Raw genomic sequence first — 21,100 nt, forward strand, 5'->3', positions numbered from 1 at the left:
GAAAGCATTCCCGCTCGCACCGGGGATGCCGCCATTCACTGCAAGGGGCAAACCAGATTGCCCAATCCCGGGGAGAAGCTCATGCGCGTTTTGCTGGCACTCGCAGCGCTCCTGCTCACATCGTTGCTTTCCGGTTGCGGCAGGGAAGAGCAACCTCCCGGTCCGCAATACAGCACTGCACCTGCCGCCAGCAGCAAACCTGAATACACTTTTGCGGTACACCCACTGCACAACCCGGCGAAACTGATCCAGGCGTACCAACCGCTGATTGATGAGCTCAACCGCCGCATTCCTGAAGCCACCTTCAAGCTGGAATCCTCGAAGGACTACGCCAGTTTTGAACAGAAAATCACTGCGAAATCACCGCAGTTCATCCTCCCCAACCCCTGGCAGACCTTGCAAGCCATGCAAAGCGGCTATCGGGTGATCGCCATGGCCGGGGATGAAACGGAATTCCGCGGACTGATACTAGTGCGCAAGGATAGCCCGGTGCGGCAACCGACTGATCTGAAAGGCAAGGCAGTCAGCTACCCTTCGGCCACCGCACTGGCGGCCTGCATCTTGCCGCAGTATTTTCTGTATCAGCAGGGAATCGATATCAACAAGGATCTGGAAAACCGTTATGTCGGCTCACAGGAATCCTCGATCATGAACGTGTTTCTCGGAGAAACAGCAGCGGGCGCCACCTGGACACTGCCGTGGACCCTGTTCCAGAAAGAACACCCCGCCGAAGCGGCGCAATTGCGGGTGGCCTGGGAGACCCCGCATCTGCAGAACAACTCTGTCATGGTTCACCATGACGTTCCTGCGACCGTAGCAAGCAAAGTGCAACACGCCCTGTTTGCCCTGACTGACTCCCCCGAGGGCCGCCGGATTCTTGACGGCATGGCCACCAAGGCCTTCTACCCGGCCAGCAATGAGACCTACACCCCCGTGCAGAACTTCATTGCCGACTTCGAACGGAAGGTGCGCCCGGTCAAGCAGCCATGATGCGGATACTACTTTTTTTGCGTGCCATGCCTCTGCGCTGGCGGATTGCGCTCACCGTAGGCTGCATCATCACGGCCACCGTACTGGCCCTGGCGGCTGACTCGATCCGCCGGCATGAAGCGGACGTCAGCGCCCATTACGAGCTCACTGCCCGGGCGCTGGCGCGCAGCGTGGCCACCTCCAGTGCGGTGTGGATGATGTCCCGGGATTATGCCGGTGTGCAGGAAATTCTTGGCGGCCTGGCCGGATATCCCGATCTGCGCTACGCCATCGTCACCGCCAACAATGGCCTGATTGTGGCGCACAGCGAACACGAGCGGCGCGGACAGTATCTGAGCCAGCAGCCTGCCGAAGCCGTCCCGCAAACCCTCTACTCGGCAGGCGGGGTTGTTGACGTACTCTACCCGGTTACACTGGGACAACAGCATCTGGGCTGGGTCAGAATCGGCTTTGGCAACACCCTGCTCAAGAATGAGTTGGCCAGCATCCGCCAGCACGCACTGCTGTTTGCCTTGCTGGCCTCGGCCTGTGGTGTACTAATTGCCTATTTCTCCGCTCGCGGGTTGGCAAGGCGTCTGGAAACCATCAGCAAGGTCGCGGATACCGTCCAGGCCGGCCAGACCGGCGTTCGCGCCCGCCTGAGTGGCAAGGATGAAGCCGGGCGGCTGGCCACCGCGTTTGACACCATGCTCGACACCCTTGAGCAGCAACAACACGATCTGGCCCGGCAAAACAGCGAGCTGGCACACCACCGGGAAACCCTGGAGTTCGAGGTGGAAAACCGCACGCAGGATCTGGTCAGGGCGCGCATCGCCGCCGAGGCTGCCAATGTCGCCAAAGGCAGCTTCCTGGCGAATATGAGCCATGAGATCCGAACACCGATGAATGCCATCTATGGCATGAGCCACCTGCTGCTGAATACCCCCCTGTCAGCACGGCAGGTGGACTATGTGCAAAAGATCCGCAGCTCGGGCGAGCATCTGCTGGGCATCATCAATGACATTCTGGACTTCTCCAAGATCGAGGCGGGCAAACTGGAGATCGAAAACAGCACCTTTGCCTTCGACGCCGTAATTCGCAATGTTGCGAACCTGATTGGCGAGAAGGCTGCCCAGAAAGGCCTGGAAGTGCTGTTCGAAGTCGACCCGCAAGTGCCCGAAACCTTGTGCGGAGATCCCCTGCGCCTCGGACAAATCCTGACCAACTATGGCAACAATGCCGTCAAGTTCACCGAGCAGGGCGAAGTCCGCATCGCGGTCAGTCCGGTCTGGCAGAACGAGCAGGAAATCATGCTGCGCTTTGCCGTCAGCGATACGGGCATCGGGCTGACCAGCGAACAGCAAAGCCGCCTGTTTCAGAGCTTCGAACAGGCGGATGCCTCCACCACCCGCCGATATGGTGGCACCGGACTGGGACTGGCCATCTGCCGGCGGCTGGCGGAGCTCATGCGCGGTGAGGTCGGAGTCGAAAGCACGCCCGGCACCGGCTCGACCTTCTGGTTTACCGCAAGGCTGGGCGTGGCGCCGCACAGCACAGCAAAACAAGACAAGCCGCACTTTGACGGAGAGCGGGCATTGCTCGCTGACGATCATGCCGGCGCTCGGCAGGCGCTTGGCGACATGCTCAGACGTCTTGATTTCCAGGTCACCAGTGTCGATTCCGGTTCAGCCGCAGTGAATGCGGCATGTGCCGCTGCGCGCAATGGCGCGCCATACCGGGTGATCCTGCTGGACTGGAACATGCCGGGCACGGATGGAGTGGAAGCGGCACGGCAAATTGCCCAGCTGGATTTGCAGCCCCAGCCGGCCATTGCACTGGTTACCGCCTACGGGCGGGAGGAAGTGTTACACCAGTGTGCGGCAGCAGGAATCGAGCATGTTCTGATGAAGCCGGTTTCGCCATCCATGCTGCTCGACACCATCATGGCCATGACCGGGGTACGCCGCGACATGCCCGACAATGCGACTGCCCACATCCAAGCGCTGTCCCAGTTTGCCGGCCAGCGCATTCTGATCGCCGAAGACAACCCGATCAATCAGGATCTGGTCATCGAATTCCTGCAACTGGCCGGCTTGCAGGCTGATATTGCCGAAAATGGCCAGAAAGCCGTGCAGATGGCCATTGAAGGCGACTATGCCCTGATCCTGATGGACATGCAGATGCCCGTACTCGATGGCGTGGCCGCCACGCAGCAACTTCGAGCCCATGACTCTCTGCGTGCCCTGCCCATCGTGGCCATGACCGCCAATGTCCTTCAGGAAGATCGTGAACGCTGCCTCGCCGCCGGCATGAATGATTTTCTGGCCAAACCCATCGTCCCCGAGCAGTTTTACCAGTTGCTGCAGCGGTGGCTGGCCACCGACAGTGGCAAGGATGGCGGCACGCTGGCAGCGGCACAGGTGGCCGAGCAGTCACCGCTACCTGTCAGCATCAGCGGGCTGGAAATGGCCAAAGGGCTGGAGTTGTCCGGCAATAGTCCGGCACGCTATGTGAAATACCTGCTGCGCTTTGCACAATCCCAGCCGGATGAAACCAGCCGTCTGCGCCAGGCACTGGCAGAGAACCGCTGGGATGACGCAACCAGGATAGTGCACACCCTCAAAGGGCAGGCCGGGCAGATTGCGGCCGTCCATCTCGCGGCACACGCCGCGCAACTGGAACACAGTCTCCAGCAGCACCCGGCACCCGCACAGCTGGAAGCCCCGCTGCAGGAACTCGAATCCATGCTGCAGCGGCTCTGCCAGACCATCCAGCAGTCGCTGGGCTCGCCAGCTACGCCTGGCGAAACCGCCGCGGACAGTGACGCAGGCCCGGACGAGGCTAGCTGGAAACAGGAACTGATCCGCTTGCTTGGCAACGATGATGCCAAAGCGCATGCCTGCTTTGAAAAACATGCGCACCGGATTGCCCGCGAGCTTCAGCCCGAGCCTTATGCCAGGCTACAGCAAGCCATCCAGGCTTACGATTTTGAACAGGCACTGGCGCTACTGCAGCCAGATAACCGGACCCACCATGATGCAGAGACCCGCGACTGACAAAGCCCTGCTCCTGATCGTCGACGATACCCCCGCCAATCTGGAGTTCATGGACGAATTGCTCGCCACTGACTATCGGGTCAAGGTTGCCCCTTCCGGAGCCAGGGCACTGAAACTGGCGCACGCTGATCCGCAGCCCGACCTGATCCTGCTCGATATCATGATGCCGGACATGGACGGACTGGAGGTCTGCCGGCAACTGAAGGCCGACCCGGCTACCGCGCACATTCCCGTCATTTTTCTGACCGCCAGAACCGACCCCACCGATGAAGCATTCGGGCTGGCCATCGGCGCGGTCGACTATATTCTCAAACCCGTCAGTCCGCCCATCGTGCACGCCCGGGTGCGCACCCAGCTGGCACTCAAGGCTGCGGCCGATTTTCTGCGTGACCGCAACAGCTATCTGGAGCAGGAAGTGCAGCGGCGCACCGAAGAGGCACAACGTCGCGCCGACGATGCCCGCATTGCGCAGGAAATGACCATGATTGCGCTGGCATCCATTGCCGAAACCCGCGACAACGAAACCGGCAACCATATCCTGCGCACCCAGCACTATGTCCGGGCGCTGGCCCTGCAGGCCCGCCAGCACCCGCGCTTTGCCGCCGAACTGTCCGATGAGCAGATCAATCTGCTGTTTCGTGCCGCGCCGCTGCACGACATCGGCAAGGTAGGCATCCCCGATCGCATTCTGCTTAAACCAGGCAAGCTGACCCCGGAAGAATTCGAGATCATGAAACGCCACACCACTCTGGGATTCGCAGCCATCGAGCGCACCCAGCTTCGGGTGGGGCAGCATGCCCCCGTACTGGACGTGGCAGGCGAAATTGCCCTGTCGCATCAGGAAAAATGGGATGGCACAGGTTATCCACACGGGCTGGCCGGTGATGCCATCCCGCTATCAGCCAGGCTGATGGCCGTTGCAGACGTGTATGACGCCCTGATCAGCCGGCGCGTTTACAAACCCGCATTCAGCCATGCCCGTGCACTGGAAATCATGGCCGAAGGTCGCGGCAGCCATTTCGACCCCGATTTACTGGATGCGTTTGTGCTCATCCAGCAGGAGTTTGCGGAGATCGCCGCACGCTACGCCGAAACGGACGCCGACCTGGAACATCTTGCCCACAAAATGGAGGCATTCGGCCGCGCGTGAATCTTGCGCACCGGGGCAAGCGCATGGTGCGCCCAGCCGAATATCTGCGACAATGAGGCCATCCCAGCTACACCGGATACGCCTCGTGCAGACCGATACCATTTCCTTCCTTCCCGTCGACAACACCCGCCTCGCCAACCTGTGCGGCGTACTCGACGAGAACCTCAAGCAGATCGAAACCGCGCTGGACGTGAACATCTCGCGCCGCGACGCGCACTTCAAGGTGCAGGGCAAGACCCGCCAGGTCCGTGTGGCGCTGGATGCGCTGGAATATTTCTACAACTGCGCCGCCGACCCGCTCGATATCGACGACATCCAGCTCGGCATCATCGAACTGACGCGCGCGCCGGAAGACTGCCCGCCCGACCCGGACGCCCCGCAGCTGAAAACCCGCCGCATGGATCTGCGCGGGCGCACGCCGCGCCAGAATGCCTACATCAAGGCCATCATGGAGCACGACATTACGTTTGGCATCGGGCCGGCAGGAACAGGCAAGACGTATCTGGCCGTAGCCTGCGCCGTTGATGCGCTGGAGCGCGATACCGTAAAGCGTATCGTACTGGTACGCCCGGCGGTCGAGGCCGGCGAAAAGCTGGGCTTCCTGCCCGGCGATCTGGCGCAGAAAGTCGACCCCTATCTGCGCCCGCTGTACGACGCGCTGTACGACCTGATGGGCTTTGACAAGGTGACGCGCTGCTTCGAGCGCGGCGTGATCGAAATCGCCCCGCTCGCCTTCATGCGCGGGCGCACGCTCAATCATTCCTTTGTCATTCTCGACGAATCGCAGAACTCGACGCCGGAACAGATGAAGATGTTCCTCACCCGCATCGGTTTCGGCTCCAAGGCCGTCGTCACCGGCGACCCGACCCAGATCGACCTGCCCAAGCACATGAAATCCGGCCTGATCGACGCCGAGGAAGTGCTGCAGGACATCCGCGGCATCATGCTGCACCGCTTCACCAGCGAAGACGTTGTGCGCCACCCGCTGGTGCAGAAAATCGTCGACGCCTACGACAAGAAGCACAAGGAGCGCGAAGAACTCAGCGCCCAGCGCAAGGCCGAGCGTGAGGCAGAACGGAACCAGCCCCCGAAGGTATAAGGCTGAACCAATTTGGATGAAAAGGCTGCAGAGCGATGCCCTTTTAATTTCCTCTTGCAGCCAGCCAAATCAATACCGGGAAATATAAACCAACCGGAGCAAATGGAACATGAGTACGGCGGCCATGGGCGCGTCGCCACCACTCAAACGCTATTCGCAAGCGCAGACAAGATGACAGGCATCAAGACGATTTAAAAAACACCGTACAACCCGACCAATTGATTGCACCGAAATGACACCATCCATACGCAATTATCTTCTGCCTGCCTTGATGCTTTTTTTGTGCGTAGCCGTTTTCTTTGGCTACACAATGGATGGCTATTGCTCACCCCCCAATATCATGCTTCAGCTTGCCACCAGCATGTTTTATATTTCCTTGCTGATCGCCTTCCATAAACCGAGGCTTTATTCTAGCCGCCGCCCTCCAGCATTAATTGTCATTATTTTTATCATTTTCATATCACTGCATGCCCTTGTCCTTATCGATCAATATAATGGACACAAATGGCTCAGCGAATTCGCGGTATTTTTCAACCTCTGTTGACCTTGGTGCCAGCAATAGCAGTCCTGCCTGGGGGGGCTTACTCGTTGAACCCACTGGACAATGATGGACATGCGTACGATTACGCTGCGCTAATCGTACCTACGCGGGCTATAGTTTTTTCGAAGACACCAGGATTCATCCGCGGTGCCGGCATGCGCGATGCTGGTCAGTGTGAACCCGCAGACATGCTGGTAAAAGTGATGATTCCGTAATGCAAAGCCGGGGGTTTCCGTCGCCCAGCTTAACGCATCCGGATACCGGTTTTCGACGAATTGCCACATCGCGCGCCCGAGTCCCATACCTTGCCGGGACGGAGCGACGAACATATTGCCCAGAACATGATTGCCATCGGGATGCCGCCAGAGAATCAGTGCGCCGACCAGTTCCTCGTCCAGCGTCACGGCAAAGGACGTTGCGTCGGGATGCAGGCCCCACTGGCGCAGAAACGAGCCATCGTTATACCCCGGAGGTCCCCCTTCTTCCTGCCCACAATGCAGCAAGGCATCGGCATCGAAGCTCAGCGTCATCAACCGGGTCAGTGGGTCGACATGATCTTCGGTCATTTTTTCAAAATGCAGGGCGGGTAGCATTATTTCTCCGTCGGTTTTGCCCGTTGAGCAGGCGCGCTGTTTATCCCGCTCTTCCGGAGTCGCGGGTGACGGGGGTTAAGCATAACGCGCCGAGCCATCGCTGAAGTTGACTCTCCTTGCGCTTTGATCTGCCATCAGCTCGTTGGCAGGACAGAGCATGCGAAGCCAAGAACGGCGGCGGATATCATGTTGGGCTTCATTTCATTCTGCCCAAACTACGCGCGTCATCGGGCAAAGGGGGTGGGGATTTATCAGGCAGATTGCTGTAGCGATATGGCGGCAACGGTACACGGCGATGATTGACATGCGTACGATTACGCTGCGCTAATCGTCCCTACGCTGGTTTAACCAAGCTCCGTCACAATGGACGTCTTTTCATCAAAACCGCAGATAAAACATGAAAATCCTGCTTCTTGTTCTTGCCTTAGGATTAGTCAGTTGTTCAAAGAAAGATGAATGGACTCTGTTCTACTACCCCGACGTCGCAAAAATGCCTCCTGCCACCGAGGCTCACAACTACGATGCGGGGAAATTCAACAGTTTTGAATCTTGCCAAGAAACAGGGGCTCGCTTGGTGCGTTCGGAATTGCTAGAGACCAAAATCCAAGCAGCCTACGAATGTGGATATAAATGTCAAAAACAAGCGGACCTCGGAATACTTGTGTGCGAAGAGACGAAAAAATAGCCCGTGTAGGTACGATTAGCACAGCGTAATCGTACGCATGTCAGCAAGAGCCCCAGCAAGCAATACACAGGTATGCAAGCGCAATCATTCAAATAAAAGGCTGCGAGCACATACCCAGCAGCCTTTATCATTTTCAAGAAGCGAAGCAGATCACCCCGCCATCACCTCACCCAGCCGCACAGAAGCAGCCGGTACCCACGCCGGATTCCATTGCCAGTCCCCCTGCGGGTAGAGCAGCACGACAGTGGAGCCAAGCAGAAAGCGGCCCATTTCCTCGCCCTGCTTGAGCACGATCTGCTGGTCGCGGTAGTCGCGCGTCCAGATCGTGCCCGGGCGCGGCGGGTTGACCACGCCCTGCCACACCGTCGCCATGCTGCCGACAATCGTTGCCCCCACCAGCACCAGCACAAAGGGCTTGCCGGCTTCATCCTCGAACACGCACACGACACGCTCGTTGCGCGCGAACAGCCCAGGCACGCCGCGCGCGGTGGCGGGGTTGACGGAAAATAGCTCGCCCGGCACATAGGTCATCTGCAACAAGCGACCGGTGGCCGGCATGTGGATGCGGTGGTAATCGCGCGGGCTGAGGTAAATGGTGGCGAAGTGGCCGTTCTCGAACGATTTCGCCAATTCCGCATCTCCGCCCAGCAAGGCGGTGGTCGAGTAGCTGTGGCCCTTGGCCTGGAAAATCTGGTCTTGCTCGATCGCGCCGAACTGGCTGATTGCACCATCCACCGGGCAGACCTGTGCGGCGGCAGCCAGCGGGCGCGCGCCGTCTTTCAGCGCGCGGGTGAAGAACTCATTGAAGCTGGCAAAGCGGGTGATGTCCTGCTCGGCCGCTTCGGCCATGTTGACGTTATAGCGGGCGATGAAGCGGCGGATCACCCAGTGGGTGAGGCCACCGGCGCGACAGCCGGCCAGCCAGCCCATCAGCCGGGTCAATGCGAGCTTGGGGATGACGTATTGCAAGGCAACAAACAGGCGATCGGACACGGCAGTTTCCGCAGGAACAGGAAAGGGCGCAATTGTAACGCACCTGCTGACGGCGTGCCGGCTTGCAGACCGGCGTTCACGGAGTACACTATGCCCCGTAGGCGGCGAGCCGCCCGTTTTTCATGAGGCCATGATGCAAACCTCCCCCAAGCGACCGCTTGATCTGAAACGCCAGAGCATTTATCTGCTCCCCAATCTGTTTACCCTCGCGGCACTGTTTGCCGGCTTCTACGCCATTGTCTCGGCGATGAACCACCAGTTTGACCTCGCTGCCGTGGCGATCTTTGCCGCAATGGTGCTCGATGGCATGGATGGGCGCGTCGCGCGCATGACGCACACGCAATCGGCCTTTGGCGCTGAATTCGACAGTCTTTCCGACATGGTGAGCTTCGGCGTGGCCCCCGCGCTGGTGGCGTATGTGTGGCAGCTGCACCAGTTCGGCAAAATCGGCTGGATGGTGGCCTTCATCTATTGCGCCGCTGCGGCACTGCGTCTGGCGCGCTTCAATACCAACATCGGCATTGTCGACAAGCGCTGGTTCCAGGGCCTGCCCTCGCCATCCGCTGCGGCGCTGGTCGCCGGCCTGGTGTGGATCAGTCACGAATACGCCGAAGACCTTGAACCGCTGATGCCGGCGCTGCCGTATCTGGCACTGATCTTCACGCTGTTCGCCGGCCTGTCGATGGTGAGCAACGTGCGCTTCTGGAGCTTCAAGGAGCTGCACATGCGCAAGACGGTGCCTTTCATCGTGATGCTGCTGGTCGTGATCGGCCTGCTGATTCTGGTATCCAAGCCTCCGCTGGTGCTGTTCCTGTTCTTCATCGGCTATGGTCTGTCCGGTTATGTCTACTGGCTATACTGCCTGATTCTGCGCAAGCCACGCAGCAGCGCCACCTCACCAGAAAACAGCGCAAATTAGACATTTTGTCCACTTTAGCCGCAAAAGTCTAACCGCCCCACACCAAAAAGCCGGCGCCCGCCGGCTTTTTGTATTTTTTGTTTGACACAACGTCGAACATATAGAATGATGAACTCAACATCTGATGGAGAAACCCCATGCAATTGGACATCGAACGTCTAATTGATGATTTCGGCGGGCCAGGAGCCCTGGCCGAAGCGCTTACCACGGCCTGGCCCGATGATCCGGTCAGCCGCGCCGCAGTCTACAAGTGGCGCGAACGCGGCAGCATGCCGCTTGCCAAAGTCTCGCAGCTGGCACAACTGGCTGCACAGCAGGGGCGTCGTTTCGCCATCGAGCAGTATTTCGCGAGCCCCGCGGATACCCAGACCCCGGCTACCGCCGGCCAAACCAGTCAACCGCACAAGGATGCCGCCATGAGCGACCGTTTGATTATTTTTGACACCACCTTGCGTGATGGCGAGCAATCGCCGGGCGCGTCGATGACCAAGGAAGAAAAAATCCGCATCGCCCGTCAGCTGGAAAAACTGGGTGTCGACGTAATCGAAGCCGGCTTTGCGGCGGCCAGCCCCGGTGATTTCGACGCGATCCATACCATTGCTGGCATCATCGAAAACAGCACCGTCTGTTCGCTGGCGCGCGCCAACGAGCGCGACGTGCGCGCCGCTGGCGAGGCCATCAAGCCGGCCAAGCGCGGCCGCATCCACACCTTCATTGCCACCAGCCCGATCCACATGCAGCACAAATTGCGCATGGAGCCGGATCAGGTCGTTGAAGCGGCAGTGAAGGCCGTCAAGCTTGCCCGCGAATACACCGACGATGTCGAATTTTCGGCCGAGGATGCACTGCGCTCGGACATCGACTTTCTCGCGCGCATTTTTGGCGCGGTGATCGAAGCCGGCGCAACAACCCTGAATGTTCCCGATACCGTCGGCTACGCCGTGCCGCAGAAAACCGAAGCCTTCTTCCGCGAGCTGATCGCCAAGACACCGGGCGGCGACAAGGTAACATGGTCTGCACACTGCCATAACGACCTCGGCATGGCGGTCGCCAACTCGCTGGCCGCCGTCCTTGGTGGTGCACGCCAGGTCGAGTGTACGATCAATGGCCTGGGTGAGCGTGCCGGCAACGCCGCGATGGAAGAAATCGTGATGGCGACCCGCACCCGCAAGGATATCTTTGGTGTGGAAACCCGCATCGACACCACGCAGATCGTGCCCACCTCGAAGCTGGTTTCGACCATTACCGGTTACCCGGTGCAGCCGAACAAGGCTATCGTGGGCGCGAATGCCTTCGCCCACGAATCCGGCATCCATCAGGATGGCGTGCTCAAGCACCGCGAAACCTACGAAATCATGAGCGCCGAATCGGTGGGCTGGAATACCAACCGCCTCACGCTGGGCAAGCTCTCGGGCCGCAACGCTTTCAAGACCAAGCTTGCCGAACTCGGCATCCAGCTCGACAGCGAGGAAGCACTCAACGCCGCCTTCGCCCGTTTCAAGGAACTGGCCGACCGCAAGCGCGAAATCTTCGACGAAGACCTGCACGCCCTGGTTTCCGACGAGCTGATCAGCATCGAGCAGGAGCACTTCAAGCTGGTATCGCTCAAGGTGACCTCCGAAACTGGCGAAATTCCGCATGCCACACTGGTCATCACCGAAGCTGGCAGTGAGCGCCGCGCCGACGCCGACGGCGATGGCACGGTCGATGCCTCGTTCAAGGCGATTGAATCACTGGTCAACAGCGGTGCCGAACTGCAGCTGTATTCGGTGAATGCCATCACCCAGGGCACCGACAGCCAGGGCGAAGTCACCGTGCGACTGGCCAAGGATGGCCGCATCGTGAACGGCCAGGGCGCGGACACCGACATCATTGTCGCCAGCGTGAAGGCCTATATCTCGGCACTAAACAAGCTGCAAAGCAATACCGAGCGCGTACACCCGCAGCCGGTATAAGGATTGCGTCATCGGGAATCCGGCAGCGCCACCCCGCCGCCGGACGAAGATCGGGCTTACCGGCCCGGACCTTCAAGCCGCCGCAGCTGGCCACAAGCCGTGATGCCAAGCGGAAACCCAAAGCAAAAAGCCTCAGCCCGCACATTGGCGGGCTGAGGCTTTTTGCATTCGAGGTATAAAGCCGTAGGCGCTTATCTAAAAGGCCTGCACGGCAATACATAGCACCCTATTTACCCAGCAAACTGGGGCGAGTCAGTCGCGAGTAGAGATTGCACGCCATGAAAAGCAGCACGCTCAGCAGGATTTCTGCCAGCGCGAGCATTTGTGACACACCGTGATCGCCGTAGGCACGCATCACGCCTTCGGTAAACCACAACAGCACCGCCATGCTGAACCACTGGAAGGTATAGCGCCGGCCATTAAGCATGCCGCGCAATGGCAGCAGTAACGGCGCCACTTTCAGTACCAGCCAGGACCCACCGGGGCGCAGCGGCGCCAGCCACAACTCCCAGGCCAGACACAGCGCCACCAGCAGCAACAGTGTCGCCACGGCAAACCATTGCCAGAAAACTGCCTTGCGCCAGTCCATCATGCCTCCGCCCTCAGCTTCAGCGCCACCTGTGCAAGGCGCTTACCCTGCGCCAGACAAAGCAGCCTCTCCTCTTCGGAAATTGGCCAGTTGGACTCGGTGCCGGCGACATGGCTGACGCCATACGGCGTTCCCCCGGTGCGCGTCGAAAGCAGCGCGTTCTCGGTGTACGGCGTACCAAGAATCAGCATGCCGTGGTGCAGCAACGGCAGCATCATTGTCAGCAAGGTGGATTCATTGCCGCCGTGCATCGTGCCGGAGCTGGTAAAGACACATGCCGGCTTGCCAACCAGCGTTCCCTTCAGCCATTCGCTGATGGTGCTGTCCCAGAAGTACTTCATAGGCGCAGCCATATTGCCGTAGCGAGTCGGGCTGCCCAGTGCCAATCCGCAGCACTCCTGCAGATCAGCGATCTCGACATAGGGGGCTCCGGCCTCGGGAATCGCTGGCTCGGTCGCCTCGCAAACGCTGGACACGCGCGGCACGGTTCGCAGGCGTGCGCTAGCACCGGGAACCGATTCGATACCACGCGCAATCAATTGCGCCATCTGGCGCGTTGCGCCGTGGGTGGAGTAATACAGTACGAGAATTTCAGCCATGAGTTACCCGGGGAGTAAGTCTTCGTGCGGCATACACGCAAGCGAAGCGGCCCCTGTGTTGTGCGATGCGCTATTATAGGCGGATTGCCCTGCGGAACCGAATCACGATGTCGGACACCCCTTACAGCGTCACCTCAGCTCTGGACTATGCGTTCTGGCAGCGACTGATCGGCTTCGCCCGTTTTGTCGGACGGCGCCTGATCAATGATCGCTGCCTGCAGACGGCCGGCAGCCTCACTTATACGACGCTGCTGGCCTTCGTGCCGCTATTCACCATCGCCCTGACACTGTTTTCCGCGTTTCCGGTCTTCAATGACTACAGCGGCAAGTTCAAAAGCTTCCTGCTCACCAATCTGGTTCCGGATGCCTCGGGAAAACTGATCGGCGTATACATGCGACAGTTTTCCGATAATGCCGAGCGGCTGACTGCCATGGGGATGATCGGCCTGGTGTTTACCGCCTTGCTGCTGATTTTTACCATCGAGAAAAGCTTCAATGAGATCTGGGGCATCCGCCGACCGCGCAAATTGCTGGCGCGCACACTGATCTACTGGGCAACACTCACACTTGCACCGCTGTTGATTGGCATCAGCCTGTCGCTGGCCTCCGCACTCAGCAAGCAGGCGGATGTCGGCTGGCTGAATATCGCGCAAATTGCACCCCTGATCCTTGGCTGGGGCACGCTTACCCTCATCTATATCACCGTGCCGAATTGCTACGTGCCCCGCAGTCATGCCGTGATCGGCGGCGTCGTGACCGGACTACTGCTGGAGCTGATGAAGCAGCTTTTCGGGCTGTATATCCGTCAGTTCGGCTCATTCAAACTGGTGTATGGGGCCTTTGCCAGCATCCCGATTTTTCTGATGTGGCTGTATGTGTGCTGGGTGATCATTCTGGGCGGCGCGGTACTGACGGCTTCCTTGTCCTACTGGCACCGCGCAGGCTGGCGCTGGGGGCAGGACCATGGCTCGCGATTCGAACAGGCCATGCACATTCTATCTGCGCTGGCAGTGGCGCACCGGCACGGCGAAATTTTGCATATCGATCAGCTGCGCCGCAGGGTACAGCTAGGAATCGATGCAACACATGGCTTGCTTGAGCTGATGGCACCACGCGGCTGGGTCGAGGAAGGCAAAGACGGAGAATGGGTGCTGGCCATCGCGCCTGAACACATCCAGCTGAAGGATGTCTACCAGCTGGTCGGCAGCAGCCTTGCCAGTGAGAGCGAGCCGGTGCTGTCGTCTATCCTGCAGGAGTGTGCAGCCCCATTGCAGCGCTCGCTGCACTCCTACCTCGATCAGAGACCGGAGCTTTTCAGCAGCAAGGCTGACGAGATGCAGTCAAACACGGCTGCGTCACAACACAGCGGGAATTAGTGAGCCCGGCAACCCGCTGCCAGCGCGTCGCGAACCACCTCGTCGGACAATTCCCCAATGTAGGACTGACCGAGCTTTTCGATCAGGACAAACTTGATTCGCCCCGCATCGACCTTCTTGTCTTGAGCCATTAGCTCAAGATAGCGATCAGCCCCGAGATCAGGGGCAACAACAGGCAGGCCCGCTTTCTGCAAGAGGCCAACGATGCGGGCCAGTTCCGAATCGCTCAATGCACCTTGAATGCGGGCGGCATGCGCAGCCATAACCATACCAGCTGCAACCGCTTCGCCATGTAGCCAGACGCCATAGCCCATACCAGCCTCAATGGCATGACCGAAGGTATGCCCCAGATTAAGTAGTGCACGCTGACCGGTTTCTTTTTCATCTGCAGCGACGATGCGCGCCTTGTTCTGGCAACTGCGTTCGATTGCATACGCCAGGGCAGCCTCATCGCGAGCCATCAATCCATCGATATTGGCTTCCAGCCACTCGAAGAACTCCAGATCATCAATCAGGCCATACTTGATGACTTCAGCCATGCCGGCAGAAAACTCACGCTTAGGCAGGGTATCAAGCGCAGCGAGATCGGCGAGCACCAGTTTGGGCTGGTAGAACGCACCGACCATGTTCTTGCCCAGAGGATGATTGATCGCCGTCTTGCCGCCAACCGAGGAATCCACCTGTGCCAGCAATGTGGTCGGGATTTGGATGAAGGGCACACCGCGCTGATACACCGCAGCGGCAAAGCCAGTCATGTCTCCGATGACGCCACCACCCAATGCAATCAGCGTTGTTTTGCGCTCACAGCGGGCTGTGAGCAAAGCATCAAAAATAAGATTGAGTGTTTCCCAGGTTTTGTATTGCTCACCATCGGGAAGAATGATCGGAAGAACATTGACACCTCCCTCCTCGAGCTGGCTTTGCAGCGCAGAAAGATAGAGGGGGGCGACCGTGGCATTGGTGACAATTGCCACACGGGGCTGCGGCAGCAAGGCCTTGATCTGTGCAATACGCCCCAGCGCCCCCTTGCCAATCAGAATGTCATAGGGGGCGTGATCGATTTCAACTTTTACGGTGCGCATGTTCAAGTTCTTTCAAAAGCAGCGAGAGCATGCCCTGTACGGACTGCTTGCTGGTATCAACAATCAGATCGGCGGTCGCGCGATAAAGCGGGTCACGTATTGCATGCAGTTCGCGCAGACGCTGCAGTGGGTCTGCTGTCTGCAGCAGGGGGCGGTTCTTGTCGTGGGCTGTACGCTGATAGAGTTCCTCGGGGGACGCATTCAGGTAGATCACGAAGCCGTGTTTGCGCAACTCGGCACGATTGGCCGGATCAAGGATCGCACCACCGCCGGTACCCAGCACGATGTCCTGCTTCGTGCATAACTCGGCAATCGTCTCCTTTTCGCGCAGACGAAACCCCGCTTCGCCCTCGATTTCGAAGATGATCGGGATCTTGACCCCGGTGCGTTCTTCGATCTCGTGATCGGAATCATAAAAGGTTTTGCCGGTCGCTCGCGCCAGCGCCCTGCCTACTGTCGTCTTGCCAGCCCCCATCAGGCCGACCAAATAAAAATTGCCTGGCATTTTCATGCCAGGCATTTTAGCGGAAAGCGACAAGCACTGCAGGCTTCTGCAGTGCTTGTGTGTTAACGCAGGGTCAATGCACCATCAATAACCTTAGGTGTCAGGAACACCAGCAGCTCGCGCTTCTTGGTAGACGTTGACGTATTCTTGAAGAGATTACCCACCCCAGGAATATCGCCAAGCAGAGGCACCTTGGTTACATCCTTAGCTTCTTCAGTGATGTAAATCCCACCGATAACAACTGTTCCGCCATTCTCTACTCGGACAATCGTTTCAACTTGCTTGGTATTCAGGAGGCCAAGACGGACATTCTCGAAATTGTCCTTGTTGACTTTGACATCCATGATCACGTTTCCATCTGGAGTGATCTGCGGTTTTACTTTCAGGGAAAGCACAGCCTTCTTGAAGGTTGTCGTAGTAGCGCCATTTGGTGCGGTCTCCGTAAATGCAGCCTCCTGACCTTCTTCAATCTTGGCTTCCTGGCCATCAGCAGTCATCACACGAGGACTAGACACGACCTTCCCAAGCCCATCCGCTTCCATGGCGGACAATTCCAAGGCCAGCATGCCATCAGAGCCCTTAATCAGGAAGCCCAACGAGGCCGCCGCAAAGTCATTCAAACCAGCCGCTCCAAGATTGATTTGTGGTTTACTACCATCGATGGCTGGACCCTTAGCCTTATCGCCACTGACAGTGTCATAATCCTTAGTGGTGATTCCACCGCCGGTTGTAACATCGCCCTTCCAACCAATACCATGCCACTTGACGCCCAAGTTGCGCGCAAAGCCGTCAGAAGCCTCGACAATTCGCGCCTCAATCATGACTTGGCGAACCGGAATATCCAGCTTCTCCACCACGTCACGAATCTGCTCCAGCTTGGTCGGAATATCCTGAATGATCAGTGTATTAGTACGTTCATCGATCACTGCGCTTCCACGGGGCGAGAGCAGTTTTTGCTTGTCGTCCTTCAGAATCTTCTCAAAAGCCTCGGCTCGGTGATATTTCAGCCGGAAGTATTCAGTACGTGTGGGTTCAAGCTCAGAAATTTGCTTCTTGGTTTCAAGCTCCTGCTTTTCCTTCGCGGCAAGCTCATCGCGCGGGGCAATCCAGAGCACATTACCAGACTTACGCATATCCAAGCCCTTGGCTTGCAGGATGATATCCAGCGCTTGATCCCAAGGCACATCTTTCAAGCGCAGAGTCAATGCACCATTGACCGTGTCGCTCGTAATCACGTTCATCCCGGTGAATTCAGCGATGACCTGCAGCACAGTCCGAATTTCAACGTTCTGGAAATTCAGCGACAGTTTTTCGCCCTTGTAATTCTTCTGGCTAGATAGTGCTGCCTTATCTGCGGAAGCATCGCGAACTTCAATTACAAAGCGATTTTCAGTCTGATACGCGGAGTATTCCCAATTCCCCTTTGGCTCGATGACCATTTTCACCTGATCGCCCTGAGCATAGGCATCGACTTTTTGCACCGGAGTACCAAAGTCAGTGACATCCATACGGCGCTCAAGTGCCTTGGCAAGACTGGCCTTGGAAAAATCCACCAAAAGATTTTTGCCCTGCTGGCGAATATCGATCCCGACATTTGGGCTGGACAAATCCACGACAATTTTGCCCTCGCCATTTGCTCCGCGACGGAAGTCAATATTCTGGATTGACTCCTTTTTACCAACTGCCTTTGTTTCAGAGAATATTGTTGTCTTAGAAGAAGTCCCAGAGGAAGCTTCGACACTTGCAGCATCTACGACCACCAGCACAGTGTTGCCCTGGGTTTCTGTCGTATATCCAGCCGACTTAGCAAGATTCAGCACGACACGGGTGCGCCCCGAGCCTTCCGCGATATTCAGCGTGCGAACAGCTGCGCCATTCACTTGAACTGCGTTCTTGCCTGCCTGATTTGCAACATTGGCAAAGTCCAATGCAATGCGCGGGGGAGCCTTTACCACAAAACTGGTCGGAACAGGTGGCTGCCCAGAAAACGTGAGCTTGACCACTTGGCGCTCAGCTGATTCGGATGTTACATCCACCGCCGTTAGCGCTGATTGTTCCGCATATACCACAACACTCAGTGCAGATAGCACAAGCAGTCCAAGGTATTTAATCGTTCTGATCATTTTTTCTGCTCCGCTTCATCTAATGGCAGGGTTGTAGTCTGCTCTTTCCAATCACCGCTGCTATCACCAACCAACTCGATCAACGTAACCTCAGTTTCTGAAACCTTAGTCACTCGGCCAAAATTCTGCCCCATGAAACTACCGGGACTTACCCTGTACAACTCGCCGGAAGGAGTCTTGATCAAGGCCTGAATCAGCCGCCCTCTCTGCATCGTCCCGACCATCCGCAACTTTTCTAGATCGAAGTTCTCAAGATACTCCTTGGGGCGATTTTGATCTGGCCTGGGACCTCCGGCTTTTTGACGAGCCAACTCCATCTTCTTCAAGCTATATGGCTCCACCAAGTCAAACGCGGCGTAGACAAATGGCTCGTACGGCTTTACTTCAGGAAGAGGGTCCACTTTCCCCCGCATCCCTGCCTCTTGTTCTTTCATCCAGGCACGCAGATCATCCTCATCTCCGCCAAAAAAACAGCCAGATAAAAATAGAATCGGCAAAAGCAATAGACTGAATTTCAACACTCTCATAGCCCCTCCTTACCGCCGACTTTTCTTCTTGGATTCAGCCTCTGCCTGCCGAATACTCTGCAATTCTGCCTCATCGAGCGCTCGATAAGTATTAACCTTCGCCTTCAAAACCAAACTGGAGTCTTTGTCCTTGCCGGAGAACAACATCAAGTCAGAGATGGTAACAATACGAGGCAACTGAGAGACATCACTTACAAATGCAGCTAAATCATGAAACGAACCATTTAACTCAATATCAATCGGCATTTGCGCAAACTCGGCGGTCTTGATCTCAGTAGCAGGCTTAAACAGGACAAATTTGAGGCCTCGGCCAACCCCTGCCTGGTTGATATCCTTCAACAGGCTTTCCATGTCCGCCTTACTTGGCAACTGCTTAAGTAGCGCACCAAAAGTACGCTGAATTTCATCCAGCTGTGCTTTATAGGCCTCCAGATTTATTGCCTGCGATTTTTTCTTGATGAACTCTTCCTTCAACTGTACTTCAGTGAGCCGGCTTGCATCAATTTCTGCTATTTGGTCACCCCATACAAAATAGTAGCCGGCTCCTACCGTTAGGATAAAAGCAAATGCCAGCGCAACCAACTGCACAGCAAGAGGCCAATTCGCGACATCCTTCGGATCCAGTCCACGCAACTCATCTAACGTCATTTTTTAGCCCCCCCTTTCTCCAAGGTTGCCGAACCTGAGGCAACCTCAACCTTGGGCCGCGAAATTTCTACTGAGAGAGTAAAGTCAGAAAGATTACTCGCAACACCTGTACCAGCCTTAACAACCTCAAGCACTGGTTGCTCGAAAAGCAACGAGTCCGTCAAGTTTTGCATTAGCGAAGAAACTCTGGCATTTGACTGCGTAATACCAGACAGCACAAGCTTCGATCCTGACTGCTTAACTTCACGGAGATAAATCCCATCCGGTGTTTGTCGAGCAAGTTGATCCATCAACCGGACAGCTTCAGTGCGGTTATTTTGCAATCGCTCAATAATGCTTTTCTTTACCAGCATTGCCTGTTTTTCAGTTTTCAGCTTATCAATTTCAGCTATTTGCTGATCAAGTCGCTGATTTTCTGCACGGAGGAGGTCATTTCGCGCATTCTGAGAGTCAAGTCGTGCAGCAAGCACCAAAAACCCGAGCAATACAACAGCACCAGCGGCAATGACTGAAAACACCATCATTCCAATAAAACGCCGCTGCTTTGCAAGCTTTTTTTGCTCACGATGGGGCAATAAGTTAATTCGAATCATGCTGGGTCAAACCTCCGCATCGCAAGCCCACACGCAATCAATAAAGAAGGGGCATCCAGTTGCACCTGCTTGCTACGTACCTTGCCTGTTGACATGCTAAAGAACGGATTGGCACGCATCGTGCTGGCAACTTGGGTGCGGCTAGAAACTGCCTCATCCAATCCATGGATAACACTACAACCGCCTGCGAGCAGAATGTGATCTACAGAATTGAAGTTACTGGATGTATAGAAGAATTGGAGCGAGCGAGACACCTCAAGAGCCAGCGTATCCATGAAGGGTTGCAGGACATCCGGCTCGTAATTTTCCGGCAGCCCACCTTGGCGCTTGGCCTGCTCTGCCTCCTCGAAAGACATATTGAATTTACGCTGGATTTCCTGGGTCAGTTGGTTGCCTGCATAGGCCTGGTCACGGCTGTAGATCGATTGCCCATTCTTGAAGACATTCATATGAATAGCGGTAGCACCGATATCCACTAGCGCAACAACCTGCCCTTCGCCCCCCCCCCGGCAACTGGGAGCTCATCAATTCAAAGGCCGACTGAGCTGCAAAGGACTCAACATCCAGCACTGAAGGCTTAAGTCCAGCCATTTCGATGGCAGTGACCCTCTCATCGACCTTGTCTTTCTTTGCTGCGGCGATCAGGACTTCATCCTCATCGGGCTGTACGGCTGACGGTCCCAGCACCTGAAAGTCCAAGTTGACTTCGTCCAGCGAAAAGGGGATGTACTGGTTTGCTTCCGTCTCGACCTGCATCTCCAGTTCCCGCTCAGTCATTTTCCCGGGAACCAGAATTTTCTTGGTAATCACGGCCGCAGGTGGCAGAGCTACAGCCACGTTGCGCACCTTGCTGCCAAGCATTTTCCAAGCCTTGCGCACAGCTTCTGCGACAGCATCTTGATTAGTTATGTTGCCATCAACCACAGCGTCTTTCGGCAAAGGCTCAATGTGGTAGCGATCAAGACTGAAGTTTTTGCCTACTTGGCTCAACTCCACCATTTTGACAGCAGACGAGCTGATGTCCACCCCGATAAGCGGCGGCGCCTTCGCCTTTAGGAATTCGTGGATCAACTTTGCAGCCCCTTTTCTAATCTGTAT

Annotated in this window: 21 protein-coding genes; 9 read left to right on the forward strand and 12 right to left on the reverse strand. The window is 56.9% G+C overall.

Annotated elements, in window-relative coordinates:
* Nucleotides 1–81: 81 nt before the first annotated feature.
* The 5 genes from INR99_RS00790 to INR99_RS00810 all read left to right on the forward strand — a co-directional run bounded on the left by INR99_RS00790 (nt 82) and on the right by INR99_RS00810 (nt 6,818).
* Nucleotides 82–990, forward strand: coding sequence for a phosphate/phosphite/phosphonate ABC transporter substrate-binding protein (locus INR99_RS00790; RefSeq protein ID WP_194114387.1), 909 nt, complete (start codon nt 82–84; stop codon nt 988–990).
* On the forward strand, nt 990–4,025 hold the full coding sequence (locus INR99_RS00795) for a response regulator (RefSeq protein ID WP_194114388.1): 3,036 nt from the start codon (nt 990–992) through the stop codon (nt 4,023–4,025). Before INR99_RS00790 ends, INR99_RS00795 begins: the two co-directional genes overlap by 1 nt.
* A complete protein-coding gene (locus tag INR99_RS00800; protein ID WP_228098014.1) occupies nt 4,003–5,175 on the forward strand; it encodes a response regulator in 1,173 nt (390 codons plus the stop codon). The genes INR99_RS00795 and INR99_RS00800 overlap by 23 nt, the downstream gene beginning before the upstream one ends.
* 52 nt (nt 5,176–5,227) lie before the next feature.
* The gene (locus INR99_RS00805; RefSeq protein ID WP_194114389.1) at nt 5,228–6,274 is read left to right on the forward strand and encodes a PhoH family protein; all 1,047 of its coding nucleotides are present in this window, start codon (nt 5,228–5,230) and stop codon (nt 6,272–6,274) included.
* Nucleotides 6,275–6,506: 232 nt separating this feature from the next.
* Complete coding sequence (locus INR99_RS00810) at nt 6,507–6,818, forward strand: hypothetical protein (RefSeq protein WP_194114390.1); 312 nt, start codon at nt 6,507–6,509, stop codon at nt 6,816–6,818.
* Between the two features lie 89 nt (nt 6,819–6,907).
* Here INR99_RS00810 and INR99_RS00815 read toward each other — a convergent pair whose 3' ends face one another.
* Entirely contained in the window at nt 6,908–7,381 is a 474-nt protein-coding gene (locus INR99_RS00815) for a GNAT family N-acetyltransferase (RefSeq protein WP_194114391.1), read from the reverse strand.
* A gap of 424 nt (nt 7,382–7,805) precedes the next feature.
* On the opposite strand from INR99_RS00815, the gene INR99_RS00820 reads away from it, so the two are divergent.
* Nucleotides 7,806–8,093: a hypothetical protein gene (locus tag INR99_RS00820; protein WP_194114392.1), complete on the forward strand. Its 288-nt coding sequence runs from the start codon at nt 7,806–7,808 to the stop codon at nt 8,091–8,093.
* Between the two features lie 150 nt (nt 8,094–8,243).
* Here the strand turns inward: INR99_RS00820 and asd are convergent, their stop codons facing one another.
* The gene (gene asd / locus INR99_RS00825) at nt 8,244–9,086 is read right to left on the reverse strand and encodes an archaetidylserine decarboxylase (RefSeq protein WP_194114393.1); all 843 of its coding nucleotides are present in this window, start codon (nt 9,084–9,086) and stop codon (nt 8,244–8,246) included.
* Nucleotides 9,087–9,219: 133 nt separating this feature from the next.
* Here asd and pssA point away from each other — a divergent pair, with 133 nt between their 5' ends.
* Nucleotides 9,220–10,005, forward strand: a complete 786-nt coding sequence (gene pssA / locus INR99_RS00830) for a CDP-diacylglycerol--serine O-phosphatidyltransferase (protein WP_194114394.1) — start codon at nt 9,220–9,222, stop codon at nt 10,003–10,005.
* A 137-nt stretch (nt 10,006–10,142) separates the two neighbouring features.
* A complete protein-coding gene (locus tag INR99_RS00835) occupies nt 10,143–11,960 on the forward strand; it encodes a 2-isopropylmalate synthase (protein WP_194114395.1) in 1,818 nt (605 codons plus the stop codon).
* A 226-nt stretch (nt 11,961–12,186) separates the two neighbouring features.
* On the opposite strand, the gene INR99_RS00840 is transcribed toward INR99_RS00835, so the two are convergent.
* Nucleotides 12,187–12,549, reverse strand: coding sequence for a DUF2069 domain-containing protein (locus INR99_RS00840; protein WP_194114396.1), 363 nt, complete (start codon nt 12,547–12,549; stop codon nt 12,187–12,189).
* The gene (gene wrbA, locus INR99_RS00845) at nt 12,549–13,148 is read right to left on the reverse strand and encodes an NAD(P)H:quinone oxidoreductase (RefSeq protein ID WP_194114397.1); all 600 of its coding nucleotides are present in this window, start codon (nt 13,146–13,148) and stop codon (nt 12,549–12,551) included. Before wrbA ends, INR99_RS00840 begins: the two co-directional genes overlap by 1 nt.
* Nucleotides 13,149–13,255: 107 nt before the next feature.
* Here wrbA and INR99_RS00850 point away from each other — a divergent pair, with 107 nt between their 5' ends.
* The gene (locus tag INR99_RS00850) at nt 13,256–14,524 is read left to right on the forward strand and encodes a YihY family inner membrane protein (protein WP_194114398.1); all 1,269 of its coding nucleotides are present in this window, start codon (nt 13,256–13,258) and stop codon (nt 14,522–14,524) included.
* On the opposite strand, the gene aroB is transcribed toward INR99_RS00850, so the two are convergent.
* From aroB to pilM (INR99_RS17645), 8 genes are all read right to left on the reverse strand, one after another.
* On the reverse strand, nt 14,521–15,606 hold the full coding sequence (aroB, locus tag INR99_RS00855) for a 3-dehydroquinate synthase (RefSeq protein ID WP_194114399.1): 1,086 nt from the start codon (nt 15,604–15,606) through the stop codon (nt 14,521–14,523). The two genes, INR99_RS00850 and aroB, sit on opposite strands and share 4 nt — an antisense overlap.
* Nucleotides 15,587–16,111 (reverse strand): shikimate kinase, encoded by a 525-nt coding sequence (locus INR99_RS00860; protein ID WP_228098015.1) that lies wholly within the window; start codon nt 16,109–16,111, stop codon nt 15,587–15,589. The genes aroB and INR99_RS00860 overlap by 20 nt, the downstream gene beginning before the upstream one ends.
* Nucleotides 16,112–16,173: 62 nt before the next feature.
* Nucleotides 16,174–18,234 carry a type IV pilus secretin PilQ gene (locus tag INR99_RS00865; protein ID WP_194114400.1) on the reverse strand — a complete coding sequence of 687 codons (2,061 nt, stop codon included), beginning with the start codon at nt 18,232–18,234 and terminating at the stop codon, nt 16,174–16,176.
* Nucleotides 18,231–18,761 carry a pilus assembly protein PilP gene (locus tag INR99_RS00870; protein ID WP_228098016.1) on the reverse strand — a complete coding sequence of 177 codons (531 nt, stop codon included), beginning with the start codon at nt 18,759–18,761 and terminating at the stop codon, nt 18,231–18,233. The genes INR99_RS00865 and INR99_RS00870 overlap by 4 nt, the downstream gene beginning before the upstream one ends.
* 9 nt (nt 18,762–18,770) lie before the next feature.
* Nucleotides 18,771–19,409, reverse strand: coding sequence for a type IV pilus inner membrane component PilO (locus INR99_RS00875; RefSeq protein WP_194114401.1), 639 nt, complete (start codon nt 19,407–19,409; stop codon nt 18,771–18,773).
* Entirely contained in the window at nt 19,406–20,002 is a 597-nt protein-coding gene (locus tag INR99_RS00880) for a PilN domain-containing protein (protein ID WP_194114402.1), read from the reverse strand. The genes INR99_RS00875 and INR99_RS00880 overlap by 4 nt, the downstream gene beginning before the upstream one ends.
* Entirely contained in the window at nt 19,999–20,451 is a 453-nt protein-coding gene (pilM, locus tag INR99_RS17640; protein WP_265588291.1) for a type IV pilus assembly protein PilM, read from the reverse strand. The genes INR99_RS00880 and pilM (INR99_RS17640) overlap by 4 nt, the downstream gene beginning before the upstream one ends.
* Complete coding sequence (gene pilM / locus INR99_RS17645) at nt 20,411–21,073, reverse strand: type IV pilus assembly protein PilM (protein WP_265588292.1); 663 nt, start codon at nt 21,071–21,073, stop codon at nt 20,411–20,413. The genes pilM (INR99_RS17640) and pilM (INR99_RS17645) overlap by 41 nt, the downstream gene beginning before the upstream one ends.
* Nucleotides 21,074–21,100 lie beyond the last annotated feature (27 nt).

It is taken from the genome of Chitinilyticum piscinae (genome assembly GCF_015223195.1).
Lineage (GTDB): Bacteria > Pseudomonadota > Gammaproteobacteria > Burkholderiales > Chitinibacteraceae > Chitinilyticum > Chitinilyticum piscinae.